Raw genomic sequence first — 25,953 nt, forward strand, 5'->3', positions numbered from 1 at the left:
CCGAATTCCCTATCAATCCGATCGGAGTAATCCTCGCCACGTTTTGCCAGGGTGGTGGGGGTGGGCGGAATCACCGATCGGGGGTGTCCGGGGGAGGGCACCGGCCGCACCGAGCCGCCCTGACAGAATGCAGGAGCCCCATCCTGGACCCATGAGGAGAGCCCTGCCGTGATCCGTACCCATGACGCCGGAAGCCTGCGCGCGACGCACGCCGGCAGCACGGTGAAGCTCGCCGGCTGGGTGGCCCGCCGGCGCGACCACGGCGGCGTGATCTTCGTCGACCTGCGCGACTCCTCCGGCGTCGTGCAGGTGGTCTTCCGGGAGGGCATGGAATCGGCGCACGCGCTGCGCAACGAGTTCTGCGTCCTGGTCACCGGCGAGGTGACCCGCCGCCCCGAGGGCAACGACAACCCCGAGCTGCCCACCGGCGAGATCGAGGTCACCGCCACCGACCTGGTCGTGCTCTCCGAAGCCGCCCCGCTGCCGCTGCCGGTCGACGACCAGGTGGCCGCCGGTGACGACATCCGGCTGCGCTACCGCTACCTCGACCTGCGCCGCAGCGGCCCGGCCAACGCGCTCAAGCTGCGCTCGCGGGCCAACCAGCTCGCCCGGGGCGTGCTGCACGACCGCGACTTCCTGGAGATCGAGACGCCGACCCTGACCCGGTCGACGCCCGAGGGCGCCCGCGACTTCCTGGTCCCCGTCCGGCTCCAGCCCGGCTCCTGGTACGCGCTGCCGCAGTCCCCGCAGCTGTTCAAGCAACTGCTGATGGTCGGCGGGATGGAGCGCTACTACCAGATCGCCCGCTGCTACCGGGACGAGGACTTCCGCGCCGACCGGCAGCCGGAGTTCACCCAGCTCGACATCGAGATGTCGTTCGTCACCGAGGACGACGTCATCGACCTCGGCGAGGCGATCGTCACCACCCTCTGGCGCGAACTGGCCGGACACGAGATCAGCTCGCCGATTCCGCGCATCACCTGGCACGACGCCATGAACCGGTACGGCTCCGACAAGCCCGACCTGCGCTACGGCGTCGAGCTGACCGAGCTGACCGAGTACCTGCGCGGCACCGAGTTCCGGGTGTTCGCCGGGGCGATCGACGCCGGAGGCTACGTCGGGGCGGTGGTCATGCCCGGCGGGGCCGGACAGACCCGCAAGGAACTCGACGGCTGGCAGGACTGGGCCAAGTCGCGCGGCGCACGCGGCCTGGCGTACGTGGTGCTCGACGCGGAGACCGGCGAGGCCCGGGGCCCGGTGGCGAAGAACCTCTCCGAGGCGCACCTCGGCGGGCTCGCCGACGCCGTCGGTGCCAAGCCCGGCGATGCGGTCTTCTTCGCCGCCTCGACCAACCAGCGCGAGGCACAGGAACTGCTCGGCGCGGCCCGGATCGAGATCGCCAAGCGGTCGAACCTGATCGACGAGTCGGCGTGGGCGTTCTGCTGGGTGGTCGACGCACCCATGTTCGAACGCACGGACGAGGGCGGCTGGACCGCCGTGCACCACCCGTTCACCTCGCCGAACGCCGACTGGGAGGGACGCTTCGAGGAGGCACCCGACCGGGCCCTGGCGTACGCGTACGACATCGTCTGCAACGGCAACGAGATCGGTGGCGGCTCGGTCCGTATCCACCGGGGCGACGTACAGAGCCGGGTCTTCGACCTGCTCGGCATCACCCCGGAGGAGGCGACCGACAAGTTCGGCTTCCTGCTGGAGGCGTTCAAGTACGGCCCGCCGCCGCACGCCGGCATCGCGTTCGGCTGGGACCGGGTCTGCATGCTGCTCGCCGGGGCGGAGTCGATCCGCGAGGTGATCGCCTTCCCGAAGACCCGTGGCGGGTTCGACCCGCTCACCGGGGCGCCGACCCCGGTCACCGCCCAGCAGCGCCTGGAGGCCGGCATCGACGCCAAGCCGAAGCCGCCGACCGCCGCCCAGGCCGGCACCGCCGGGGTGGCCGCACCGGTCGAGCCGGTCTGACCCGTTGGCCCTGCTGATCGTCGGGGCCAGCGGTTACCTCGGTGGCGAGTTGTGCCGCCGGGCGGTGACCGCTGGCCGCCGGGTCGTCGGCACGTACCACCGGGCGCCGGGTGCGGTCGACGGGGTCGACTGGCAGCCGCTGGACATCAACGACCGGGCCGCCGTGCGTGCGCTGGTCACCCGGGTACGCCCCGACGCCGTGGTCAACACGGCCGCCGTCTACGGGGACTGGGCGGTCTGCGCCGACGGGGCCGGCCACGTCGCACTGGCCGCCGCCCAGGCGGGTGCCCGGCTGGTCCACCTGTCCAGTGACGCGCTGCACGGCGGGCGGCCGTACCCGTACGCCGACGACGAGCCGCCCAGCCCGGTCTACCCGTACGGGGCGGCGAAGGCGGCCGGTGAAACCGCCGTACGCCTGGTCGCGCCGGAGGCGGCGGTGGTGCGTACGTCACTGATCGTCGGCGACGAGCGGAGCAAGCAGATCCGGCTCTGCCTCGACGCGCTCACCGGTGCACCGGGGGTGCGCCTGTTCAGTGACGAGTACCGCTGCCCGGTCGACGTGACCGATCTGGCCTCGGCGGTGCTGGAACTGGTCGACTCGGACTACGCCGGCCCGCTCAACGTCGCCGGAGCGGATCCGGTCAGCCGGGCCGACCTCGGTCGACTGGTGGCCCGGCGGTACGGGCTGGACCCGGCGAAGCTCGCCGTGACCACGATCGCCTCGGTCGGTCAGCCCCGCCCGGCCGACGTACGCCTGGACAGCTCCCGCGCGGCGGCGCTGCTGAAGACCCGACTGCGCGGCGTACGCGAACTGCTCCCCACCCGCCCGGCCTAGCCCCGGAGTCGGTTCGGGATTGCAGAATATTTCTGCACGGAACTTGTGCACAACATCTGTGCAGAACTATTCTGCAAAACATGTCTGCAACCGAGGAAGCCGACGGAACCGTCGAACCGGAGTCGAGTGTCCGGCTCGACGGTCGTCAGATCCGCGCCCTGGCGCACCCGGTGCGTTCCCGCCTGCTCGCCGCGCTGCGATCGGACGGCCCGGCCACCGCAACCGGGCTGGCCAACGCGCTCGGCACCAATACCGGCAACACCAGCTACCACCTGCGCCAACTCGCCGAGGTGGGACTCGTGGCCGAGGACAGCGCGCGCGGCACCGGCCGGGAACGGTGGTGGCGGTCCGTGCACCGGAGCACCGTCTGGTTCAGCAGCGACTTCGACGACGACCCCGACGCGCGGGCGGCCTCCGACTGGTTCGACGACCACCTGCTGCACAGCTACGTCGAGCAGGCCCGCAACTGGAACGCGGTCAAGCGCGGCTATCCCGCCGCGTGGCGGGCCGTCGGTGGCTACCACGACTCGCTGCTCAGCCTCACCCCGGAACGGCTGGGCCAGCTCACCGAGGAACTGGGCGCGGTGATCAAGCGCTACATGGCCGACCCGTCACCTGCCGGAAACGAGACCGAACAGGTCCTGCTCTACCTGAACATGTTCCCCCGGGTCGACACCTCGCCCGGCGCGTCGTCTGACAGCCCGACAGCCATCCCGCCCGGCGGCTTGCCCACCGCCGAACACGACGACGAGGAGAGGCCGTGACAACGCTTACCCTGCGGCAGGCCCGAGGCCGCTACCTGGTCCTGCTCGGGCTGCGCTGGTTCCCGATCGGGCTGCTGATCCCGATCTTCCCCCTGCTCCTGCTGGAGCGTGGCCTCAGCCTGCCGCAGGTCGGCCTGGTGACGGCGGCGCAGGGGCTGGTCATCCTGGTGCTGGAACTGCCCACCGGAGGGCTCGCCGACGCCATCGGCCGCAAACCGGTGCTGATCGCCGCCAGCCTGCTCTGCCTCGGATCGCTGATCCTGCTCACCTTCGCCGACTCGGTCGGCCTGCTGCTGCTCGTCTTCGTGTTGCAGGGCATCTTCCGGGCACTGGACAGCGGCCCGCTCGACTCCTGGTACGTCGACACGATGCTCGTCGCGGACCCGGACGCCGACCTGGAACGGGGACTCGGCGGCGGCGGGATGGTGCTCGGCCTGTCCGTCGGAGCCGGCGCGCTGCTCACCGGTGGCCTGGTCACGCTCGGCCCGGTGGGCGGGTTCAGTGCGCTGACCGTACCGGTGCTGGTCGCGCTCGGGTCGCAGGTGATCGCGCTGGTCACCCTCGTCGTGCTCCTGCCGGACGTACGCCCGGCCCGGGGCGTCGCCGCGCTGCGGGACTCACTGCGCGGGGTGCCGACCGCGATCGGGGGCGCCTTCGGCCTGCTGCGCCGGTCCCGGATCCTGCTCGCCCTGGTCGCGGTCGAACTCTTCTGGGGCTTCGGCATGGTCACCTTCGAGACCCTGCTGCCCGTACGCCTCGCCGAGGTCCTCGGCGATCCGGACCGCGCGGCGGCGCTGCTCGGCCCCGCCGGCTCGGTGGCCTGGCTCGCCTCGGCCGCCGGTGCGGGACTCGCCTCGGTGCTCGCCCGGCGGATCGGGGTCGCGCCCGCCGCCGCGCTGCTGCGGATCGTGCAGGGCGCCACGGTCGTGGGGATGGGCCTGCTGGCCGGCCCGGTCGGCGTGATCACCGCCTTCCTCGCCTGCTACCTGGTGCACGGCGCGTCGAACCCGCTGCACATGGGCCTGCTGCACCGGCAGGTCGACGGCCCCTACCGGACCAGCGTGGTCTCGCTCAACTCGATGGTCTCGCAACCGGCCGGTGCGCTCGGCGGGGTGGTGCTCACCAGCGTGGCCGGCGCCACCTCGGTCAGCACCGCGATGCTGGTCGGTGCGGTCGTGTTGGCGGCCGCCGCACCGCTCTACCTGCCGGCGTGGTGGGCGACCCGGCGCTCGGCCGGCGTGCTGCCGGAAGCGGCGCCGGACCTCTCGGCGGCGCCGGACGTGCGGGTGGCGTCGGACGTGTCGGCGGCGTCGGACGTGCGGGTGGCGTCGGACGTGCGGGTGGCGTCGGGGTCGGCGCCCGTCAACGGGACGCCTTCGGGGGTGCCGACGCCGAGGTCCGCGAGCGGCGCCAACCCCACCGACGTACGCGGGACCGAGCCGGCGAACCCCAGCCGGTCGTAGAGCCGGATGGCGGCGCGGTTGTCGACCAGCACGCCGAGGGTCACCTCCTCGGCCTCGTCGAGCAGGGCACGGGTCATCGCCGAGGTGAGCGCGGCACCGAGCCCCTTGCCCCGGGCGTCGACGGCCACCGTGATCCCGGCGAGGAAGCCGGTGCCGCCCCGACTCCGGTCGGCACCGGCAGCCACCAGGCGGCTCCCGTCGCGGATGCCGTACCAGTGGCGGACGCGGGGGTCGCCGGGGCGGGTGGTGCTGGTCGGGAACGCCTCGTCGACCAGGGCGGCGATCGCCTCGTGGTCGGCCTCGGTGAGGCGTACCACCCGATCCTCTCCCGGCTGGACCGGTGGCGGATCCACCGTCCAGCGGAAGTCCCAGTCGTCGCGGTGCGTCACGGCGAGGTGCCCGGCCAGGACGTCGGCGTGCACCCGGGGCAGGTGCAGCCAGCGCAGGTCCAGCGACCCGGCGGCGCGCAGTTCGCCGGCCAGCCGGGCGGCCGGTACGGCATCACCGGTGGCCCAGCCGGTCACGCCGTGCGGGCCGGTCCCGGTCCAGAACGTGGCGCCGTCGAGCAGATAGCCGGTCAGCTCACCGCCGGTACCGGCGTTCAGCCGCACGTACGGGTGGTCGCCGGCTGCGGCGAGAATGCCGGCACGCCCTCTGACCAGGGTCGCTTCGGTGATCATGGAGGAAACTCTAGCGCTGGCGGTACCGCTTCCATGGTGGAGATTGACGGCTGCCGTGGCGGGGTACATCAGGGTCGACCCACCCCACCCCCTCGGAGGACCCGATTATGTTCGCCTACATCGCCGCCGCGATTTTCGGCTTTGCGTTGCTGCTCGACCTGTTCGACACCGATCTCGGCGCGCCGGACCTGTTCAGCCCGGGCACCCTGAGCCTTGCCGGTCTGCTCTGCCTGGCGCTCTACCTGGCCGGTGTCGGCCGCGCGCCCGGCGGTGGCGGCGGACGCTGGCGGGGGCGGCGGCCCGGTCGGGGCTGACCCGTCGGCCGACGCGAACCGGCCCGGGATCGGCGCATTTCGAGCGTCCGGCACCGGGCCGGTAATGTCTTCGTGATGGAGCCCGACGGTCTGTTTTCCCTCACCGGTGCCGGTGGGGCGCGCTCCGCACCCAGCATATCGGGCATCACCGATGGCTTCACGACCCCTGGCGTGGACGCCCCGCTGCCGGTCCGGATGCGTCCGGCGAGCCTGGACGAACTGATCGGTCAGGACCACCTGCTGGCGCCGGGAGCACCGCTGCGGCAGCTGGTCACCGGCACGACACCGATGTCGGTGATTCTCTGGGGTCCGCCCGGCAGCGGCAAGACCACCATCGCCCATCTGGTCGCCGGGGCCACCGACCGACGCTTCGTCGCGATGTCGGCGCTGACCGCCGGGGTGAAGGACGTCCGGGCGGTGATCGAAACCGCCCGCCGGGAGCGCCGGTCCGGCGGTCGGCCGACCGTGCTCTTCATCGACGAGGTGCACCGGTTCAGTAAGACCCAGCAGGACTCGCTGCTCGCCGCCGTGGAGGACCGGACGGTCACGCTGCTCGCGGCGACCACCGAGAATCCGTACTTCTCGGTCATCTCGCCACTGCTGTCACGGTGCGTACTGCTCACCCTGCAACCGCTGGACGAACAGGCGGTGCGTGGGCTGCTGCGCCGCGCGATGACCGACGAGCGCGGGCTCGGCGGGGCGCTCACCCTCGCCCCGGACGCAGAGGACCATCTCGTACGCCTGGCCGGCGGCGACGTACGCAAGGCACTGACCGCGCTGGAGGCGGCGGCCGGGTCGGCCGCGGCCCTGGGCGGCACGGAGATCGACCTCTCCACCGCCGAGCAGGCGGTGGACGTGGCGGCGGTCCGCTACGACCGCGACGGCGACGCCCACTACGACGTCGTCAGTGCCTTCATCAAGAGCATGCGCGGCTCGGACGTGGACGCGGCCCTGCACTGGCTGGCCCGGATGCTGGTCGCCGGCGAGGACGCCCGGTTCATCGCCCGCCGGATCGTCATCTTCGCCAGCGAGGACATCGGCATGGCCGACCCGACCGCGCTGAGTGTCGCCACCGCCGCCGCCCACGCCGTCGAGTACGTCGGCCTGCCCGAGGTCCAGCTCAACCTCGCCCAAGCGGTGATCCACATGGCCACCGCGCCCAAGTCGAACTCGGTCACCACCGCCATCGGTGCCGCCACCGGGGACGTCCGGGCCGGACGCGGCGGATCGGTTCCCCGGTCGCTGCGCGACGCCCACTACGCCGGTTCGCGCGGTCTCGGACACGGCACCGGCTACCGGTACCCGCACGACGACCAGCGGGGCGTCGTCACCCAGCAGTACGCACCCGACGACCTCGTCGGGGTCGACTACTACCGGCCCGGCGGACACGGCGGGGAGCGAGCGGTCGCCGCCCGGCTCCCGCTGTTGCGGGGCATAGTCCGGGGCACGCCCGCCCCGGCGGCGTCGACCAGCACCGGCACCAGGCCGGACCGGCCGATGGACGAAGACGGCAGCGCGCCTGCCGGGGAGGATCACCAGTGAAATCGCGCGGTTCCGACCTGCCCGAAGACGGCACCGAGGAGCAACGGGAACCTCGATCCCTGCGACGCCGCTGGGGACGGGGCAAGTCCGACACCCCCGCCGAGGAGCCGGAGGTCAGCGGAGAGGAACTCGGCTGGATCGCCGACCTCCGTACGGCCAAGCAGCAGCAGACCGATCTCGGTCCCGGCGGCACCGAAGGCGCGCCGGGACGCGGCGTACCGACCGGCCGCCCCGACTTCGGCCCCGGGCCGGGCGACCCCGGCGCGGAGGGCGGACCGGCGCCGGTGCGTCGTACCGCCGTCGTGCCTCCGGTCGGTCAACCCAGGCCGGCGCCCGAGCCACCCCGAGCCCCTGAACCACCGCGAGCCTTCGAACCACCACGAGCTTCCGAACCACCGCGAGCCTTCGAACCACCGCGAGCTTCCGAACCACCGCGAGCCGAGCGCCCCGTGGCCGGTCCGCCCGCGCCGTCCGAGCCCTGGCGGCCGCAGGAGGAATCCGATCCGACCGGCCCGTCCCGGCACTCGCGGGGGGCGTTCGAACCCGACGCCTCGCGGGCTCCGGTGGACCGACCGGGCCGGCGGGCAGCGGCCGAACCGGACGGCACCGGAGCCTGGGCTGGACCACCGGCCGACCGGCGGACGCCGGATCCCCGCGCGGCCGTACCACCCGCACCCGGCCGGCACGGAGAGCCGGGCCAGGGTGAGAGCGACGGTTCGTTCCGGCCGAACCCGTCCGGCGGCGACCCCGGCCAGCCGGGGCGGCACGCCGGTGCGCAGGTGCCGGACCCGCGCGAGTCGCAGGCCAGGCACGGCGCGGTCGACCCGGCTCGGCGACCGCCCGAGCCGCGCATCGACGAGATGCCGCCGGGACGGCGTCACGAGGAGACCCCTCCCGGACGCCGCAGCGCCGTCGCGACCCCACCCGTGCCGGGCGGACCCGCCACGAGTCGACCCGGGGCCCAGGGTGGCGAGCAGGCCGGTCGTGTCGGCGTGCCGCCGGCGGACGGCAGGTACGGCCCTCCCCGGGACGCCACCGACCCTCGTGCGCCGAGAGTCGGCGACCCGGCCGATCCGCGTGCGGGGCGGCTTGCTGATCCGGCCGATCCGCGTGCGGGGCGGCTCGCTGATCCGGCCGATCCGCGCGGGGCGCGATCCGGTGAGCCTTCCGATCCCCGGGTGCCGAGGACGGGGAACGCGCCCGCGCTACCGCCGCCCGTCAGCGAACCGGAGGAGACGACGGGCAGCCACCGTTCGTCCCGCCCGGCCGACTGGGTCCGTCGGGCCACCCGTGCCGGCCGGACCAGTGGCGCCGCGTCAGTTCCCGGCGGCCCGTCCGGGGTCGCCGGTGACCCGTCCACTCCGGACCGTTTCGGACCACCACCCACCGGAGCATCACCCGCCGGGCCGCCGGCCCAGAGCCACGGTCAACCGATGCCGGGCGGACGAGCCCACGACGCCTGGGGACCCGGCGAGCGTCCACCGGCCGATTCCGTACCCCCCGGCCGTGACGGCGGGCGGCCCCCGGGCGGCCCCGAACTGCGTCCGCGCCGGTCCGCGCCGGCCGACGGACCACCGGCAACCGACCGGCAACCCGGTCCTGGTTACCCGCCCGGCCGGCCCCCGGCAGGTCCCGGACCGGACCGGGTTGATGGCACCGGCGAGGTTCGTGGCGTTGGCCGGGCCGGACCGGCGGGACCACCCGTCATGTCCGGACCGTCGGGTCCGGTTCCCCCGGTCGGCAATCCCGCCGGTCCGCGTGGCGCCGCCACGGTCCCACCACCCACCGAGCCGTCGGACCGGCACGGGGGCCGCGCCGCCGCTCCCCGGCCGGCACCCCCGGCATTTCCGCCGCCACCCGGTCCCGGCGCACCGCCGCGGCCGGCCGGCGCCGGCCCGATGCCGCCCACCGCTGGCCCGATGTCCGCCGGTGGTCCGATGTCTGCCGGTGGTCCGATGTCTGCCGGTGGCCAGGTGCCGCCGGGAGGGCCGATGCCGCCCTCGGGCCCGCCGGAGCGCGACGCCGGCCCCGGCGGGGTCGGTCGAGGTGCCGCCTCCGTGCCGGTCGCCGCGTCGGCGTCCGCCTCGGTGACCGTGCCGGGTGGCCCGATGGCCCCGCCCCGGCCCGGTGGTCCGAACCAGAGCGGTCCGAACCCCATGGGTGGTCCGCATCCGATGGGCGGTCCGCAGCAGGGCGGGCCGGTGCCGTCGGGTACCGCCGGCGTCAAGCCGGTGGCCGTGGCGAAGGTGGCGGTGGCCCCGGTCGGCGCGGCGAGCGTCCGGCCCGCGGCCGTGACCGGTCCGGTACCGGCCGGCCCGGCGCCCGAGGACCGTCCGTTCGACGATCCCACCGGTACGGGCGAGATCCGCGAACCCCGGTCCGAGATCCGCCGCCAGCTCCGAGAGAAGCGGCGACTCAAGGTGGCCGCGCTGATTCTGGCCACGTTGCTGGTGCTCGGGGCCCTACCGCTCTTCTTCGGTATCCGGGCCGCGACCCGCGATCCGGTCTTCAGCGCCCTGGACGAGCTGTCCGTACCGACGTGGGCGGCTGCCCAGGTCGAGGACGATGTCTACGGCAGCCGGTGGTGCCTGATCGAGTGCCGGTTCCGGGAACGGACCGTGGAGTCCGAGCAGGGTGCGGATCCGACGGCGGAGGCGTACCAGCAGGCGCTGACCGAGGACGGCTGGCGGACGTGGCAGGTCAAGCCGTGCCCGGAACAGCCGGTCGAGGGGCACTACACCTGCTGGCGGCGGGACGAGCTGACCCTCGACCTCTGGGTCCGCCCGCCGAGTTGCGCGACCGGTCCGCTGGACGCCCGCCCGACGGTGGAGCCGGGCGAGCCGGAGGAGGCCCCGGCGTCCCCCGGTGTCGAGCCGCCGCCGTGCGACGGCGCGGTCGTGTCGATCAAGGTACGAAACGCGATCGACGACGAGCGGACCAAGCCGCAGCCGAGTACGGATCCGTCGCTCACCGGTGTGGATCCGGAACCGGTGTTCACCGACGATCCGCTCAGTGAACTGACCTCCCCACCGTCGTGAGCCGACTTTCGTCACGGACGGTAGGGTCTGCCTGTTGGTACGGAGTGCGGCGTTACGTATCCGGTGCCGCTTTGCCCGCTGTTGGTGCGGTGCGCCCGGATGGCGTAGCCGCGCTGTCGAGACGGTTCGGTAGAGGAGAACACGGGTGAACCCTGGACAGATCGCCGCGCTCGTCGCGGCGGGGGCGTTCCTGATGCTGGTGCTCGTACTGGCCGTGCCCATTCTGCGGCTGCGCCACACGGTCGACGCCGCGACCCGGGCGATCAACGACCTGAACGACCGGACGGCGCCGTTGCTGGGTAACGCGAACGCCACCATCGAGAACGTGAACGTGGCGCTCACGCAGGTGCACACCTCGTTGGACGGGGTGAACATCCAGCTGGCCAAGATCGACACGATGACCGGGCACGCGCAGAACGTCACCGCCAACGTCGCCAACCTCGCCACCGTGGTCTCGGCCGCCGCGGCGAACCCCCTGGTGAAGGTGGCCGCCTTCGGCTACGGCGTACGTCGCGCGGCAGCCGCCCGCCGGCACGCCGACGAGGACCGTGAGGTGCGCGCGACGCTCAAGCAGCAGCGTCGGGCGGCCAAGCGCGGCGACAACCGCTGACCTGGTGCCGGCGTCCACGCGGCGGGGAGAGAGGATAGGGCCATGAGGCGATTGCTCTGGCTGGGCATCGGGCTCGCCGTCGGGGCGCTGGTCGTCCGCAAGGTGACCCGGACCGCCCAGTCGTACACACCGGGTGGCATCGCCACGTCGCTGTCGGAGTCCGCCGGCGGCGCGGTCGAGTCGCTGCGGAGTTTCATCGACGACGTTCGGGCCGGGATGGCCGAGCGCGAGCAGGAGATCCACAACGCGTTCGCCGAGGGTGTGGCGTTCGACGACCAATTCGCCGACCTGCGCGGGGACCCGCGGATCGGTGACCACGAGATTTTCCCGGAGGATGGCTCCCGATGAAAACGGCGGAGATCAAGCGGCGGTACCTGGCGCATTTCGCGGCGAATGGCCATGCCGTGGTGCCGTCCGCTCCGCTGCCGGCGATCAACGATCCGAACCTGTTGTTCGTGAACGCGGGCATGGTGCAGTTCGTGCCGTATTTCCTGGGGCAGCAGGCGGCGCCGTACCAGCGGGCGGTGTCGGTGCAGAAGTGCATCCGTACGCCGGACATCGACGAGGTCGGCAAGACCAGTCGGCACGGGACGTTCTTCCAGATGAACGGGAACTTCTCGTTCGGGGACTACTTCAAGTCGGGTGCGATCAGCCTGGCCTGGGAGTTGATCACGAAGTCGCAGGCCGATGGCGGGTTCGGGCTGGACCCGGAGCGGATCTGGCCGACCGTCTACCTCGACGACGACGAGGCGTTCGACCTGTGGCACCGGCAGATCGGGGTGCCGGCGGAGCGGATCGTCCGGCGGGGCAAGAAGGACAACTTCTGGTCCATGGGCATTCCCGGTCCGTGCGGGCCGTGTTCGGAGATCTTCTTCGACCGGGGGCCGGAGTTCGGCGCCGAAGGCGGTCCGGAGGTCGACGAGGACCGGTACATGGAGTTCTGGAACCTCGTCTTCATGCAGTTCGAGCGGGGTGCCGGCACCGGCAAGGAGGACTTCCCGATCCTGGGTGACCTGCCGGCGCAGAACATCGACACCGGCATGGGCCTGGAGCGGATGGCGTCGATCCTCCAGGGTGTGGACAACCTGTACGAGATCGACGAGGTGCGGCCGATCCTGGACCGGGCGGCGGAGCTGACCGGAAAGCGGTACGGCGCCCACTCGGGTCACGCGGCCAACCAGTCGCACCCGGACGACGTACGGCTGCGGGTGGTCGCCGACCACGTCCGCACCGCGTTGATGCTGATCGGTGACGGGGTGACCCCGTCGAACGAGGGGCGCGGTTACGTGCTGCGCCGGATCATGCGGCGGGCGATCCGGGCGGTGCGGCTGCTCGGCTGGCAGGAGCGGGCGTTGCCGGAGCTGCTGCCGGTGGCCCGGGACTGCATGTCGCCGTCGTACCCGGAGCTGGCCAGCGACTTCGACCGGATCTCGCAGTACGCGTACGCCGAGGAGGACGCGTTCCTGTCCACCCTGCGGGCGGGCACCACGATCCTGGACACCGCGATCGCGGAGTCGAAGTCGGCGGGCAAGCCGGCGCTGACCGGTGAGCGGGCGTTCCAACTGCACGACACGTACGGCTTCCCGATCGACCTGACCCTGGAGATCGCCGCCGAGCAGGGGCTGAGCGTCGACGAGGACGGCTTCCGGCGGCTGATGGCCGACCAGCGTTCCCGGGCGAAGGCGGACGCGCAGGCGCGCAAGACCGGACACGTGGACCTGTCCGCGTACCGCGGGGTGCTGGACAACGGCGGACCGGTCACCTTCACCGGCTACTCCGAGGTCAGTCGGGAGTCCAAGGTCCGGGCCCTGCTCGCCGGGGCCGGTGTGCCGGTCGAGGTGGCGGGGGAGGGGGAGACGGTCGAGCTGGTGCTCGACACCACCCCGTTCTACGCCGAGGGCGGCGGCCAGCAGCCCGACCTGGGACTGATCACGGTCGGTGGCGGCCAGGTCGAGGTGCTCGACGTGCAGCAGCCGGTTCCCGGCCTGATCGTGCACCGGGCCCGGGTGGTCCGGGGCGAGGTCCGTACCGGTGAGGCCGGTCTGGCCGAGATCGACGTGACCCGGCGCCGGGCGATCTCCCGGTCGCACACCGCGACCCACCTGGTGCACCAGACCATGCGGAACTTCCTCGGTGAGTCGGCGACCCAGGCCGGCTCGCTCAACGCGCCGGGCCGGCTGCGGTTCGACTTCAACACCCCGACGGGTGTCTCGCCGAGCGTGCTCGCCGATGTCGAGCAGCAGGTCAACGAGGTACTTCTGTCCGATCTTGAGGTGCACGCCTTCATCACCTCGCAGGCCGAGGCGCGCCGTCTCGGCGCGATGGCACTCTTCGGCGAGAAGTACGGCGAGGAGGTGCGGGTCGTCGAGGTCGGTGACTACGCCCGCGAACTCTGCGGTGGTACGCACGTGGCCCGCTCCGGGCAGCTCGGCCTGGTGAAGATCCTCTCCGAGTCGTCCATCGGTGCCGGTGTGCGCCGGGTCGAGGCGCTGGTCGGCATCGACGCGTTCCGCTTCCTGGCCAAGGAGCACCTGCTGGTGTCCCGGCTGGCCGACCTGTACCGGGTGCCGAACGACCAGGTGGCCGACCGGGTCGAGCAGACCGTGTCCCAGCTGCGGGACGCGGAGAAGGAGCTGGAGAAGCTCCGGGCGCAGATGGTGCTGGGCGGGGCGGCGGCGTTCGCGGCCGGGGCCCGCGACGTACGCGGGGTCGCCTACGTCGGCGTCGAGGCGCCGGAGGGCGCGGCCGGCAACGACGTACGCACTCTGGCCCAGGAAATCCGGGGCAAGATCGACGCGGCTCGCCCGGCGGTGGTCGCGGTGGCAGCCCGCTCCGGTGGCAAGGCCTCGCTGGTGGTGGCGCTGAACGCCGCCGCGAAGGGACGCGGCCTGTCCGCGGGTGACCTGGTCAAGGCGGCGCTGTCCGGCCGGGGGGGCGGCAACGCCGACCTGGCCCAGGGCGGCGGCGTGCCGGCGGACCAGGCGCCGACCCTGCTCGGCACCGTGGAAAAGGCAATCGCCGAGGCGTGATGGATTGCTCGGAGGCAGATCGTCGTGGTCAGATCGTGAACCACGGCGGTCTGCTTTCCGTATGCAGCGAGGGGAGGTCAATCGGTATGGGGCATTTCTCGCCCGGTGTACGGCTCGGCGTGGACGTCGGCAAGGTGCGCGTCGGTGTGGCGGTCTGCGATCCGGACGCCATTCTGGCCACGCCACTGGTCACCCTGGCCCGTGACCTCACCACGGACGAGAAAGCGGTTCCGTCGGACATCTCGGAACTGGCACATCTTGTCGAGCAGCATCGAAGTGTCGAGGTGGTGGTCGGGCTGCCGGTGAATCTCGCCGGTGTGCACGGCCCGGCGGCGATTCACACCAAGGCGTACGCCACCCGGTTGGCTGAGGTGATCGCCCCCGTTCCGGTGACTCTCACGGACGAGAGGATGTCGACGGTGGTGGCTACCCGTAGGCTGTCCGAGCGGGGCGTCCGGGGGAAACGTCAACGCGCTGTGGTCGATCAGGCGGCCGCAGTGGAGATCCTGCAGAGCTGGCTAGACGGGCAGCGGAGGCGGACCAGATGATCGACGACTTGGAGCTCGCGTTCGACGAGCGAACCGAGAAGGGACAACACCGGCGCGGTGGCGTACGCGACCGGAAGCGTAAGGGCCGTGGTCGGGGCAAGACAGTTCTCGCTCTCCTGCTGCCGCTCGTCCTGCTCGCTGTGCTCGGTGGCGGCGTCTGGTATGCGGGCGACCGGATTCAGGGCCTGTTCGGCGCGCCCGACTATGAGGGGGCCGGCGCCGGAGAGGTCGTCATCGAGATCAAGGACGGCGATTTCCTCGCTGACATCGGTAACACCCTCGTCACCCAGGGCGTGGTCAAGAGCCCCAAGGCGTTCGTGAACGCCGCCGAGAAGAACTCCTCGGCCACCGGCATCCAGCCGGGCTTCTATCAGGTGCGCAAGCAGATGTCGGGCGAGTCGGCCCTGACCCTGCTGCTGGACCCGAAGAGCAGGGTGACCAACAAGGTCACCATCCGGGAGGGTCTGACCGCCCGGCAGATCTACAAGAAGCTCGAGGAGACCACCAAGATCCCGGTGGCGCAGTTCGAGGCGGCGGCAAAGGACCCGATCGGGCTCGGCGTCCCGGACTACTGGTTCACGCGCAGCGACGGTAAGAAGGTCACCCCGACGATCGAGGGTTTCCTTTTCCCGGATACGTACGATCTGCCGCCGAACGCCACCGCCGAGGGCATCCTCAGGGAAATGGTGCAGGGATTCCTCACCGTCGCCGGGCAGATCAAGTTCACCGATGTGGTGCAGGAGAAGTTGGGCGGCGTGACCCCGTACGAGGCGCTGATCGTGGCCTCGCTGGCGCAGGTCGAGGCGGGTAACCCCGACGACCTCGGCAAGGTCGCCCGGGTGGCGTACAACCGGCTCTTCAAGCCTAACGCCGAGGTGCCGTGTGAGTGCTTCGAGATGGACGTGACGGTCAACTACTGGTTCGACGTCCGGGGGCTGCCGACCAAGTCGTCGAAGGACATGACCGCGAAGGACCTGGACGACCAGAAGAACCCGTACAACCGCAAGCTGAAGGGATTCATCCCCAGCCCGATCGACAATCCGGGCAAGCTCGCGTTGCAGGGGGCGATGGATCCGCCGAAGGGCGACTGGTACTTCTTCGTGGCGGTCGACAAGGAGGGGCACTCGGAGTTCGCCGAGACCGCCGCTCAGCACGAGGTCAACAAGAACAAGGCCAGGAAGGCCGGCGTCCTCTGACATGACCGGGCTGTCCAGGGCCGCTGTGTTGGGCAAGCCCATCTCCCACTCGCTCTCGCCGGTGATCCACAACGCCGGTTACGCGGCGGCCGGTCTGACCGGCTGGTCGTACACCGCGATCGAGTGCGCCGAGGCCGAGCTACCGGATCTGGTGGCCGGCCTCGGCGCCGAGTGGGCCGGGCTGTCGCTGACCATGCCGTTGAAAGAGGTCGGGCTGACGGTGGCCGGCGAGGTCTCGCCGGTCGCCGCCGCCGTCGGTGCCGCCAACACCCTGGTACGCCGACCGGACCGCTCCTGGTACGCGGACAACACCGACGTGCCCGGCATGGTCGCCGTGCTCCGGGCGGCCGGGGTGCCGGCCGGAGCGACGGTGACCGTGCTCGGTGCGGGCGGCACCGCGCGGGCGGCGCTGGCCACGGCGGCCCAACTCGGCGCGCTGCGGGTGACCGTGGTGGCCCGGCGGGCGACGGCGATCGACGAGCTGCGGCCGGTGGCGGACAAGCTCGGTGTGTCGTTGGTGCCGGCGGACTGGGCGCGGGCTCCCGAGCACGCCACGGCCGACGTGGTCATCTCGACCGTGCCGAAGGGCGTCGCGGATCCGCTCGCCGGTCGGATCTCCTGGCTGCCGGCGACGGTGCTCTTCGACGCGCTCTACGATCCGTGGCCGACGCCGTTGGCCGCCGCCGCCCGCGACGCCGGCTGCCGGATCGTCTCCGGACTCGATCTGCTGCTGGCCCAGGCGGTCGGCCAGTTCGAGCACTTCACCGGCGTACCGGCACCGGTGGCCGCGATGCGTGCCGCGCTCTTCGCCGCCCGCGCCTGACGGTTCTTCCCCGTATGAGCGTTCGGTAACCGTTGATATGCCGAGTGTGAAAAAATCTTGACGGCCTGTACCGGGCGTCTCTAGGGTTCGATGACTCTGCAGGCGTACGGGGAGGTTCGTCTTGGCATCTGTTCTGGGTTACACCCTGCCTTTTCGCAGAATGGCGTGGTCGGTGTCGGCGTTGATGCTGACCGCGGGGCTACTGGTCGGGACCGAGGTGGTCGACGGCAGCACCGCGCGGGCCGCCGTGACCGGCTCCGATGTGGATCGGCTGGCGCCGCCGCCACCGTCGGTGTCGTCAACGGGCTATCCGAACGACGGCATCGCTCACGGCGGCCGGGGGGTCTCGGGCGAGTTCACCTTCACCACCGGTGCCTCCGACGTGGTGAAGTACGGGTACGGGTGGTCGGGCAGTCCGCAGCCGGTGACCACCGTCAGGGTTCCGGCGGGCTCGGCGTACACGGTGGCCCTGACCGCGCCGCGTTCCGGTATGAACACACTCGAGGTGTACAGCCTGGACCGGGCGGGTCAGCGCAGTGCGACCACCTCGTACGCCTTCCTGGCCGGCGCCCCGTCCGCGCCCGTGGCCCACTGGCCGCTGGAGAGCATTGCCGGCCGATATTTCCAGAATGTGTTCGGCGACGCGGACCTGACGCTCGAGCAACCCGATGTCGTGTGGTCCCCCGACAGCTGGGTCGTCGGCGAGCGGACCGCCCTGTTCAACGGCGACGGCACCGGTCCGCGCGGCGTCGCGACCGCGACCGGAACCGGCCTCGACACGTCGGGCTCGTTCAGTGTCGCCGCCTGGGTCAGGCAACCGTCGGCGGGCAGTTGCTCGGCCGGCAACCGGACCGCGGTGTCCGTCGACGGCGTGCACGTCAGCGGATTCCTGCTCAGCTACAACTGCGAGGCGGGAAAGTGGCGCCTGCGGATTCCCGCGAGTGACGAGGCCGAGCCGACGTTCGCCAACGCGTGGGCGGCGGCGACCCCACCGGCCGACAAGTGGACGCACCTCGCCGGGGTCTGGGACGAGGTTGAGGGAAAGCTCAGCCTGTGGGTGAACGGCGTGCTCGACAGCACCTCGACCGTGACGCCCTCGGCCGCCTGGCTGTCGAACCGGGGTGCGGGTTGGGCGGCCGGCGGGCCGGTCGCCGTCGGTCGAGGCCGTGCGAACGACGCCGACCGGGGCTTCTACAGCGGTGAGGTCCGCAGTGTCCGGCTGTGGAACCGGGTGGTGACCCACGAGGACCTCTGGGGCACGCCGGCCGATCCCGGTGCCGGGATCCCGGCCACCGCGGGAATTCTCGCGCCGACCGAGGTGGCGAACTGGAGCTTCAACGGTGGATTGTCGTCGGGGTGTGGTGACGACACCAGCAACTCCTACTGGGCGCAGCAGTTGACGCTGCACGGCTGCACCGATCCGTACTCGCCGGAGCAGACGAGCGGCTATACCCCGAGTGCGCACGATGACAACGACGCGGTGTGGTTCAACGAGGCCCAGCCGGAGGGGTACGGCACCGTCGGCGACGGCCACGCGTACACCTCGGGCGCCATCCTGGTCACGGATCAGTCCTTCGTCGTGTCGGTCTGGACCCGGCTTTCCGCGATCACCGCCCACGAGCAGGTTGTGCTGCAACACGGCGCCGGCGACGGGGCGACGAAGCTGTACGCCGCCCCGGACGGCAGGTGGCGGTTCGGGGTCAGGTCGAGCGGTGGTGGGTGGTCGCTCGCGGAGTCGGACGCGCCCGCGACAACCAACGACTGGGTGCACCTGACCGGTGTCTTCGACGCCGGCGTCGGCAGCGTCCGCCTCTACGTCAACGGGATCCGGCAGGCGGTCGCCGGCACCGGTGCCACCGGTGTGACCGGTTCCCCGCTCTACGTCGGCGGGGCCGGAGCGACCGGGGGACATCTGGGTGGCGCCGTCGACCAGGTGAAGCTCTTCGCCGGGACGATGTCCGACACCGAGATTCTCGACCGGTACGACAACTCGTAGCCGGCCGGAGTCCACCCGACCGGATCGACCCGGTCGGGGAGACTCCATCAGCCCTTGGACAACCGCGCGCCCCCGGAAGAGGTTCCGGTCCTGGGGCGCGTTTCCGTGTCTCCCGGCGATCGGGGGTGCCGGTGGCGGCCTGGCCGGGCATGCCCGTTCGGTGGAGCGGCCGTTGTCGCCCAGCCCTGCTCATCCGTCCGGACGGCGTAATTCTCCGCGTCATGATCGGGGCACATGATCGCGTTTACCCGCTTCGTAGTTGCTGGTTGTAGTCGGCTATTTACAGTGGCCTCGAAGTTGATCTAAGGTTCCGACGCACTGTCCAATGATCACGGGGGTCTTGGTGGCGGAGCGCCATCTGTCCATGTCCGAAAAGGACGTCCGGTGGAGACGTTCGTCGGGCCGGTTGGCGTTGACGACGCCGCGATGACCCTGCCGTACGTGACGGTGCCCTCGACCGGCCCGCTCTCCATCGGCCGGGCGCGCTAGTACTCCAGCCCCGCCGCCCAGTTGGTTGGATCACGTGGTTCCACGACGGACATCACCTGGCTGGTCGGTGACACCCAGGGCACCCAGCAGCTCGCGGTGACCGCCGCTGATCAGATCATCACCCAGCGGCGGCAGACCCCGTACGGCAACCCGCGCGGTACCAATCCGCTCTGGCCGACACCGAAGGGCTTCGTCGGCGGCGACAACGACCCGACGGGTCTGGTCCACCTCGGCGCCCGCGAGTACGACCTGTCCACCGGCCGCTTCATCAGCGTCGACCCGCTCATCGACTTCACCGACCCGCAGCAGATGCAGGGTTACAGCTACGCCAACAACACTCCGGTCACGATGAGCGACCCGGACGGGCTCAAGCCGCTCATCACAGAGAGCGCCCAGGGCGACGAGCAGCACTACCGCGAGACCGACGAGCGCGTCGTCATGGGCAGCAAGGGCAAGTACACCGTCCGCAAGGAGCCGGTACGCAAGCCCTCGCTGATCAGCAAGGACCGGAGCGGCCCCACCGACGCGGACGTCGAGAAGGCCAAGAAGATCAAGGCCGAGAGCGTCATCTCGATCATCGTCAAGGCCGGCGGACAGATCCTGCTGGACCTGCTCGGTGTCAACGACATCCTTGGCTGCATCGGCGGCAACGCCATGGACTGCGTGGTTGCCGTAGCCGGCATGCTCCCTGGGGCAAGGCATTCAAGCTCCTCAAGGACAGCAAGAAAATCGCCGCCCCCAGGCCTTTGCCAGTGAGGAGCAGCCTGCTAGAACCCTCGCGCACGAGCGATATCATGTTGAGCAACTTCGCGATGGTATGGAATACCCTACGGACTATGATCGATATAACGACGCTGAAATTGCTGCTCATGCTTACGAAGATAACTGGTGGGAAACGGTCGGAAGTGCGATTCAGTGATGAGATTCGGTAATCGGCCGGCTGATCGCGGTGACTGGATGGATGCGTACGAGTGTCTGTACGATCGTCCAGCCGACCTGGCGAATCGCAATTGCCCTAATTGCAAAGCCCGACAGTTGCGGCTGGTGTTAGTCGTAAATTCCGTTTCTGCGGAAGCCGGTGTGGCTGTTTTTTGGTGTGACTCGTGCCTGATGGGCCTTGCGCCCATGAGGGCGCCTGTCCCTGTTGATAGTGAGCCGGTGTTGAGGGGCCTTGAGGAGATTCCTAACTATCGACTCGTGGTTGACAATTCCAGCTGACATGATCGGACAATCCCGTCTGCTGTAGCCTATCCCTAAGCGACAGGTGCCCGGGCTGCTGTCGGTCCGCCGTGCGTCGTCGAGTGGAGTGGATTGCATGGACGGCGACGGCTGTCGATGAGATTAGCTTGCTGAGAAAGGTGACGTTGACTGTGTGTCGGGATTGGGGGTGGCGCTTGTGCGTCGCTGCCCGTGCTTCGTTTGGGTAGGCGGTCGAGAAACAGATTGACTGGTTTGGCGGCCACCACCTTTCGGCGCGGCTGAGTCCGGTGTGGCGGCGCTGGAACCTTGGCCGTGCGGGTCGATGGCTCGGTAACGATCTACTACGAAGAACCTCTTCTTCGTAGTAGCGTGTCGGCGTGCTAGTAGTACCTTTCACGTTTGGGCTGAGGGTAGTGCTGTTTTTCGCACTCGACCGGTGCGGGAAGGCCGAGATTGACCCAGACAGACTGGAACTGCGGGACGAGGTGAACCAGTCCCGGACGGGGACGGCATCGGTGCTCATGTCATCTCCTTGGCGACCCGGCGGATCAGGGCGAGCGAGTCGTCCGCGCCTAACGCGCGCTCCAGCGTCTCCGCGAAGGTCACCAGGTAGTCGGTCACCCGAGTGGACTGGTCGATGATGTCAATGGATGTCAGGATTTCCTGCCAGATCAGGTCGGGGAGCCGTGACGAGGCGAACGAGAGGATCTCGAACGGGCCGCCAAGTGCTGGATGAGCGCCAGCCGCGAACGGCATGATCCGGACCTGGACCTGCTCCGGCCGATCGGTGACCAACGCGGCGAGATGTTCGAGCTGGGCCTTCATGACGGTTGCGCCACCGACCTGCTGGCGTAGTGCGCCCTCGCTGATCACCGTGGTCACCCGCAACGGTCGGGTGTCGGTGAGGCGCTTCTGTCGGGACATCCTTGCGGCCACTCGTCGCTCGACTTCGGTCAGTCGGATAGTGGTGGTGCCGCCTCGGATGACGGCGCGCGCGTACTCCTCGGTCTGCAAGAGGCCGTGCAGCACCTCCGTGTGATAGCTGCGGATGTGGTCGGCGCCGGCTTCGTAGCCGAGGAAACGGAGGAACTCGGCCGGGAAGAGCTGCGAGTACTGCTGCCACCAGCCGCGACGGGTCGCGCCGACCCGGAGCGCCTCCAACTCCGCCGCCTCGTCGGCTTCCAGTTCGTAGATCTTCACCAACTGGGCCAGCCGTTCGGCGGGCAGCTTGACCTTGCCGGCTTCGACGCCGGAGACGTACGCCTGGATGATCCCGGCGGCGCGGCCGGCGGCGGCTGCGGTGAGGCCGATCTCCTCGCGGCGCTGGCGTAGCCGCAGGCCCATCTCCCACGCCTGGACGGTGGGCGACGCGTCCGAGGGTGGCTGGCTACGCCGAGAACTCGCTGACTTGGACGTAGCGGCCATCACCAACACTCCTCGATGCTTTGGGCTGATCAAGGAGGAGTGATGGTGGACGACGGTAGGTGGGTGCTTCGGGCGTTACGGGTCCGGCACGCGTTCACGCTGTGCCGCGTGGTCGACGCAGGCACTCTCGACGAACGGTACGACCTGCTCGGCGTGGTCGAGATCGATCTCGGCACCCGCGAGCCGGAGGCGATGCGGGATTCGACGCGTTATCTGCTTCGGAGCGGTGGGCAGACGCACCGGGCCGCATCGGGATCCGTCCGGGTCCGTTCACCGGGATGGGCGGGTGGGGGCCGTCGAGGCGGGTCCGGCGCGTGCCAGACTGGGCAACTGGCATGTGGATGGCGTCCGGTGGGACGTGGACGAAACCACTGGCAGGCACCCATACGGAAGGAAAGGTTCTCGCCTTGTTGCGCTGGTTGACCGCGGGTGAATCGCACGGCCCCGCCCTCGTGGCGCTCCTCGAAGGGGTGCCCGCCGGGATCGAGGTGACCAGCGAGGAGATCGTCGCCGAGCTGGCCCGTCGCCGGCTCGGCTACGGCCGGGGCGCGCGGATGGCGTTCGAGCGGGACGAGATCGAGATCATCGGTGGGGTCCGGCACGGGGTCACCCTGGGCAGCCCGGTGGCCGTACGGGTCGGCAACTCCGAGTGGCCCAAGTGGCAGACCGTGATGGCCGCCGACCCGGTCGACCCGGACGAACTGGCAGCCCAGGCGCGCAACGCCCCACTGACCCGCCCCCGCCCCGGTCACGCCGACCTCGCCGGCATGCAGAAGTACGGCCACACCGACGCCCGCCCGATCCTGGAGCGGGCCAGCGCGCGGGAGACCGCCGCCCGGGTCGCCGTCGGCACCGTCGCGAAGGCGCTGGTCCGCCAGGGCCTCGGGATCGAGATCGTCTCGCACGTGGTCGAGCTCGGCTCGGTGGCGGCCAAGCCGGGCCTGCAACCTCGGCCGGAGGACGCCGAGCGGATCGACGCCGACCCGCTGCGCTGCCTCGACCCGGAGGCGAGCGCCCGGATGGTGGCCGAGGTCGACGCCGCGAAGAAGGACGCCGACACCCTCGGCGGCATCGTCGAGGTGCTTGCCTACAACGTGCCGCCGGGTCTGGGCAGCCACGTGCAGTGGGACCGCAAGCTCGACGCCCGGCTCGCCACCGCGCTGATGTCGATCCAGGCGATCAAGGGTGTGGAGATCGGCGACGCCTGGCTCCAGGCCCGCTCGCGCGGGTCGGTCGCGCACGACGAGATCGTGCCGACGGCGACCGGGGTGCGCCGGGTCACCGACCGGGCCGGCGGCCTGGAGGGCGGCATCACCACCGGGGAACCCCTTCGGGTACGCGCCGCGATGAAGCCGATCTCGTCGCTGAACCGGGCCCTGGCCACCGTCGACGTCCTCACCGGCGAACCGACGACCGCGATCAACCAGCGTTCCGACGTGTGCGCGGTCCCGGCCGCCGCGGTGGTCGCCGAGGCGATGGTGGCGCTGGTGCTGGCCGAGGCGGCGACGGAGAAGTTCGGCGGCGACTCGATCGCCGAGATCAAACGGAATCTTGCCGGCTACCTGGACCACCTGGTGATCCGCTGATGGCCCCGGTCTGCGTCCTGGTCGGGGCGCCCGGATCCGGCAAGACCAGCACCGGGCAGGCGCTCGCCGCCCTGCTCGGGGTCGACTTCCGGGACACCGACCTCGACATCGAGGCCGCCGCCGGCAAGCTGATCCCGGAGATCTTCGTCGACGAGGGCGAGGACCATTTTCGTACGCTCGAACGCGACGCCGTGCTGGCCGCGTTGGGGGAGTTCGACGGGGTGCTCGCCCTCGGCGGTGGTGCGATCCTGGCCGAGTCGACCCGCGCGGCGCTGGCCGGGCAGACCGTGGTCTACCTGTCGGTGGAGCTGACCGACGCGATCCGGCGGGTCGGGCTCGGCGCGGGTCGACCGCTGCTCGCGATCAACCCGCGCGCCACCCTCAAGTACCTGCTCGACCAGCGCCGACCGCTCTACCTGGAGGTCGCCGCGCACACCGTGATCACCGACGGGCGTACGCCGGAGCAGGTGGCCGAGGAGATCCACCAACTGCTCAAGCCGTAAGCATCACGCACGGGCGATCGAGTCGAGCAGGTCGGCCAGCCGCTTCGGCTCGCTGAGCATCGGCCAGTGGCCGGTCGGGAGTCCGTGGATTTCCGCCCCGGCAAGCTCGGCGAACATCGGCACCCCCTGGGCGATCATCGAGCGGACCACCTCCACCGGGAAGGTGCAGGCCACCAGCGTGGTCGGCACCGCCCGACCACCCGTACGCCGGACCGGGTCGGTGGCGGTCCGCAGCGGCTGCGGGGTGGACCGCTCGCGCAGCAGTGCCAGCGCCGTCTCGTCCAGCCCGGCCAGGTTCTCCGGATCGGCGGCCGGATCCCAGGCCGGCGGCGGCAGTTGACCGTCCCGGACCAGACCGTTGACCCGCTGCTGTTCCTCGGGCGGGTTGGTGTCGAACTGGGAGACGCCGTCGGGCAGCGGGGCGCTGTCGACGTAGACGACCCGGGCGATCCGGTCCGGGATCCGGTCCGCGGCCTGGGTGACCGGCAGGCCGCCGCCGGAGTGGCCGACCAGCACCACGTCCCGCAGGTCCGCCGCCTCGATCAGCCCGACGATGTCGGCGGTGTGGGTCTCCAGGTCGACCTCCGGGCCGAGCTGGGAGGCGCGGTCGGCGAGGCCGGTCAGGGTCACCGGGTGGACCTCGTGCCCGGCCGCCCGCAGCGCGGCGGTCACGTCCTGCCACGCCCACGCGCCCAGCCAGAACCCCGGAACCAGTACGAACGTGCTCATCCCCGTACTCCTTTGTCGCTCGATGTCTTCCGGGAAACCGTACGATCGAATCCGGGCAGGATCCGTCCGGTATTGGAGAGTGGTCTGTGTCACATCCCGCCGGCAGGGTGCTGGGCCTGCTCGAACTGCTCCAGGGCCAGCATCGGCTCACCGGGGCGGAACTCGGCGCCCGGCTCGGCGTCGACGAGCGCACCGTCCGCCGCTACGCCCGCACCCTGGAGGAACTCGGCATCCCGGTGACCGCGCAGCGGGGCCGGTACGGCGGCTACCGGCTGCTGCCCGGTTACAAACTGCCGCCGCTGATGCTCACCGACGACGAGGCCGTGGCGGTGGTGCTCGGCCTCGTCGCGGCGGAACAGCTCGGCCTCGGCACCGAGGCACCCGCCACCGCCCTGGCGCTGGGCAAGATCAGTCGGGTGCTGCCCGAGGCGCTGGCCGACCGGCTCGCCGCCGTACGGCAGACGCTCGGCTTCACCGCCCGGCGGCGTACGGAGACGGCCGGTCCGGCGGCCACGGTGCTGCTCACCCTCGGGGCGGCGACCCGGTCCCGCCGTCGGGTCAGCCTGACCTACCGCTCGTGGCGGGGCGAGGAGTCCCGCCGCGACCTGGACCCGTACGGCCTCGTCTTCCACGCCGGCCGGTGGTACGTCACCGGCCACGACCACCGCCGCGACGAGATCCGCACCTTCCGCCTCGACCGGATCGCCTCGGTGCAACCGTCGACGGCGGATCCGGTGGACGGTGCAGCGGGGCAGTTCAGCGTGCCGGACGGGTTCGACCCGATCGGACACGTCGCCCGGTCGCTGGCCGGAGTGCCGTACGCGTGGTCGGTCGAGGTGCTGCTGGAAACCGACCTGACCGAGGCCCGTCGCCGGATCCCGCCGAGCGTGGCGGAGCTGACCGAGGCGCCGGGCGGGGTGCTGGTGCGCGCCCGCGCGGAGAACCTGGACGGGATGGCGTTACTGCTCGCCGGACTCGGCTGGCCGTTCACCATCCGGGCGCCGGACGAGTTGCGTACCGCGCTCGCCGCACACGCGACCCGCCTCGCCACCCTCGCCGCCCGCCAACCGGACGCCTGAGCAGGCCGCCCGCCCGCTGACCGGACACCTGAGCGAGCCACCCGCCCGCCAACCGGACACCTGAGCAAGCCCTCCCCGCCCGCCATCCGGACACCTGGGCGACCGGTTGCGGCACACCCCGACGGGG

20 protein-coding genes and 1 pseudogene are annotated in these 25,953 nt (G+C 71.0%); 18 read left to right on the forward strand and 3 right to left on the reverse strand.

The window, feature by feature from the left end; translation table 11 throughout:
• Positions 1 to 168 precede the first annotated feature (168 nt).
• From aspS to ACZ6QQ_RS30550, 4 genes are all read left to right on the forward strand, one after another.
• Entirely contained in the window at positions 169 to 1,977 is a 1,809-nt protein-coding gene (aspS, locus tag ACZ6QQ_RS30535; protein WP_465880980.1) for an aspartate--tRNA ligase, read from the forward strand.
• A gap of 4 nt (positions 1,978 to 1,981) precedes the next feature.
• Complete coding sequence (locus ACZ6QQ_RS30540; protein WP_465880982.1) at positions 1,982 to 2,812, forward strand: SDR family oxidoreductase; 831 nt, start codon at positions 1,982 to 1,984, stop codon at positions 2,810 to 2,812.
• An 80-nt stretch (positions 2,813 to 2,892) separates the two neighbouring features.
• A complete protein-coding gene (locus ACZ6QQ_RS30545) occupies positions 2,893 to 3,576 on the forward strand; it encodes an ArsR/SmtB family transcription factor (RefSeq protein WP_465880984.1) in 684 nt (227 codons plus the stop codon).
• Positions 3,573 to 5,039 (forward strand): MFS transporter, encoded by a 1,467-nt coding sequence (locus tag ACZ6QQ_RS30550; RefSeq protein WP_465880986.1) that lies wholly within the window; start codon positions 3,573 to 3,575, stop codon positions 5,037 to 5,039. The genes ACZ6QQ_RS30545 and ACZ6QQ_RS30550 overlap by 4 nt, the downstream gene beginning before the upstream one ends.
• Before the next feature lie 38 nt (positions 5,040 to 5,077).
• On the opposite strand, the pseudogene ACZ6QQ_RS30555 reads toward ACZ6QQ_RS30550, so the two are convergent.
• A pseudogene (locus tag ACZ6QQ_RS30555) lies at positions 5,078 to 5,788 on the reverse strand (GNAT family N-acetyltransferase); the annotation flags it as partial.
• Positions 5,789 to 5,826: 38 nt separating this feature from the next.
• Here ACZ6QQ_RS30555 and ACZ6QQ_RS30560 point away from each other — a divergent pair.
• The 11 genes from ACZ6QQ_RS30560 (at position 5,827) to ACZ6QQ_RS30610 (ending at position 20,060) form a co-directional block, all read left to right on the forward strand.
• Positions 5,827 to 6,033 (forward strand): hypothetical protein, encoded by a 207-nt coding sequence (locus tag ACZ6QQ_RS30560; RefSeq protein ID WP_465880988.1) that lies wholly within the window; start codon positions 5,827 to 5,829, stop codon positions 6,031 to 6,033.
• Between the two features lie 75 nt (positions 6,034 to 6,108).
• Entirely contained in the window at positions 6,109 to 7,575 is a 1,467-nt protein-coding gene (locus ACZ6QQ_RS30565; protein ID WP_465880989.1) for a replication-associated recombination protein A, read from the forward strand.
• A 2,174-nt stretch (positions 7,576 to 9,749) separates the two neighbouring features.
• Positions 9,750 to 10,613: a hypothetical protein gene (locus ACZ6QQ_RS30570; RefSeq protein ID WP_465881123.1), complete on the forward strand. Its 864-nt coding sequence runs from the start codon at positions 9,750 to 9,752 to the stop codon at positions 10,611 to 10,613.
• A 145-nt stretch (positions 10,614 to 10,758) separates the two neighbouring features.
• Positions 10,759 to 11,223: a DUF948 domain-containing protein gene (locus ACZ6QQ_RS30575; protein WP_465880991.1), complete on the forward strand. Its 465-nt coding sequence runs from the start codon at positions 10,759 to 10,761 to the stop codon at positions 11,221 to 11,223.
• Between the two features lie 42 nt (positions 11,224 to 11,265).
• Positions 11,266 to 11,571 (forward strand): hypothetical protein, encoded by a 306-nt coding sequence (locus ACZ6QQ_RS30580; RefSeq protein WP_465880992.1) that lies wholly within the window; start codon positions 11,266 to 11,268, stop codon positions 11,569 to 11,571.
• Positions 11,568 to 14,252, forward strand: coding sequence for an alanine--tRNA ligase (gene alaS, locus ACZ6QQ_RS30585; RefSeq protein ID WP_465880994.1), 2,685 nt, complete (start codon positions 11,568 to 11,570; stop codon positions 14,250 to 14,252). Before ACZ6QQ_RS30580 ends, alaS begins: the two co-directional genes overlap by 4 nt.
• 86 nt (positions 14,253 to 14,338) lie before the next feature.
• A complete protein-coding gene (gene ruvX / locus ACZ6QQ_RS30590; protein ID WP_465881124.1) occupies positions 14,339 to 14,800 on the forward strand; it encodes a Holliday junction resolvase RuvX in 462 nt (153 codons plus the stop codon).
• Positions 14,797 to 15,996 (forward strand): endolytic transglycosylase MltG, encoded by a 1,200-nt coding sequence (gene mltG / locus ACZ6QQ_RS30595; RefSeq protein WP_465880995.1) that lies wholly within the window; start codon positions 14,797 to 14,799, stop codon positions 15,994 to 15,996. The genes ruvX and mltG overlap by 4 nt, the downstream gene beginning before the upstream one ends.
• A 1-nt stretch (position 15,997) precedes the next feature.
• Positions 15,998 to 16,819: a shikimate dehydrogenase gene (locus ACZ6QQ_RS30600; RefSeq protein WP_465880997.1), complete on the forward strand. Its 822-nt coding sequence runs from the start codon at positions 15,998 to 16,000 to the stop codon at positions 16,817 to 16,819.
• A gap of 160 nt (positions 16,820 to 16,979) precedes the next feature.
• Positions 16,980 to 18,815 (forward strand): LamG domain-containing protein, encoded by a 1,836-nt coding sequence (locus ACZ6QQ_RS30605; protein WP_465880999.1) that lies wholly within the window; start codon positions 16,980 to 16,982, stop codon positions 18,813 to 18,815.
• Between the two features lie 585 nt (positions 18,816 to 19,400).
• Positions 19,401 to 20,060, forward strand: a complete 660-nt coding sequence (locus tag ACZ6QQ_RS30610; protein WP_465881001.1) for an RHS repeat-associated core domain-containing protein — start codon at positions 19,401 to 19,403, stop codon at positions 20,058 to 20,060.
• Between the two features lie 963 nt (positions 20,061 to 21,023).
• On the opposite strand, the gene ACZ6QQ_RS30615 is transcribed toward ACZ6QQ_RS30610, so the two are convergent.
• Complete coding sequence (locus ACZ6QQ_RS30615) at positions 21,024 to 21,929, reverse strand: DUF5753 domain-containing protein (RefSeq protein WP_465881003.1); 906 nt, start codon at positions 21,927 to 21,929, stop codon at positions 21,024 to 21,026.
• A gap of 407 nt (positions 21,930 to 22,336) precedes the next feature.
• On the opposite strand from ACZ6QQ_RS30615, the gene aroC reads away from it, so the two are divergent.
• Positions 22,337 to 23,515 (forward strand): chorismate synthase, encoded by a 1,179-nt coding sequence (gene aroC / locus ACZ6QQ_RS30620; protein WP_465881005.1) that lies wholly within the window; start codon positions 22,337 to 22,339, stop codon positions 23,513 to 23,515.
• Complete coding sequence (locus ACZ6QQ_RS30625) at positions 23,515 to 24,018, forward strand: shikimate kinase (RefSeq protein ID WP_465881006.1); 504 nt, start codon at positions 23,515 to 23,517, stop codon at positions 24,016 to 24,018. The genes aroC and ACZ6QQ_RS30625 overlap by 1 nt, the downstream gene beginning before the upstream one ends.
• Before the next feature lie 3 nt (positions 24,019 to 24,021).
• On the opposite strand, the gene ACZ6QQ_RS30630 is transcribed toward ACZ6QQ_RS30625, so the two are convergent.
• Positions 24,022 to 24,747 carry an alpha/beta fold hydrolase gene (locus tag ACZ6QQ_RS30630; RefSeq protein WP_465881008.1) on the reverse strand — a complete coding sequence of 242 codons (726 nt, stop codon included), beginning with the start codon at positions 24,745 to 24,747 and terminating at the stop codon, positions 24,022 to 24,024.
• Between the two features lie 86 nt (positions 24,748 to 24,833).
• Here ACZ6QQ_RS30630 and ACZ6QQ_RS30635 point away from each other — a divergent pair, with 86 nt between their 5' ends.
• Positions 24,834 to 25,826 (forward strand): helix-turn-helix transcriptional regulator, encoded by a 993-nt coding sequence (locus ACZ6QQ_RS30635; RefSeq protein WP_465881010.1) that lies wholly within the window; start codon positions 24,834 to 24,836, stop codon positions 25,824 to 25,826.
• Positions 25,827 to 25,953: the final 127 nt, after the last annotated feature.

It is taken from the genome of Micromonospora sp. NPDC049529 (genome assembly GCF_055586685.1).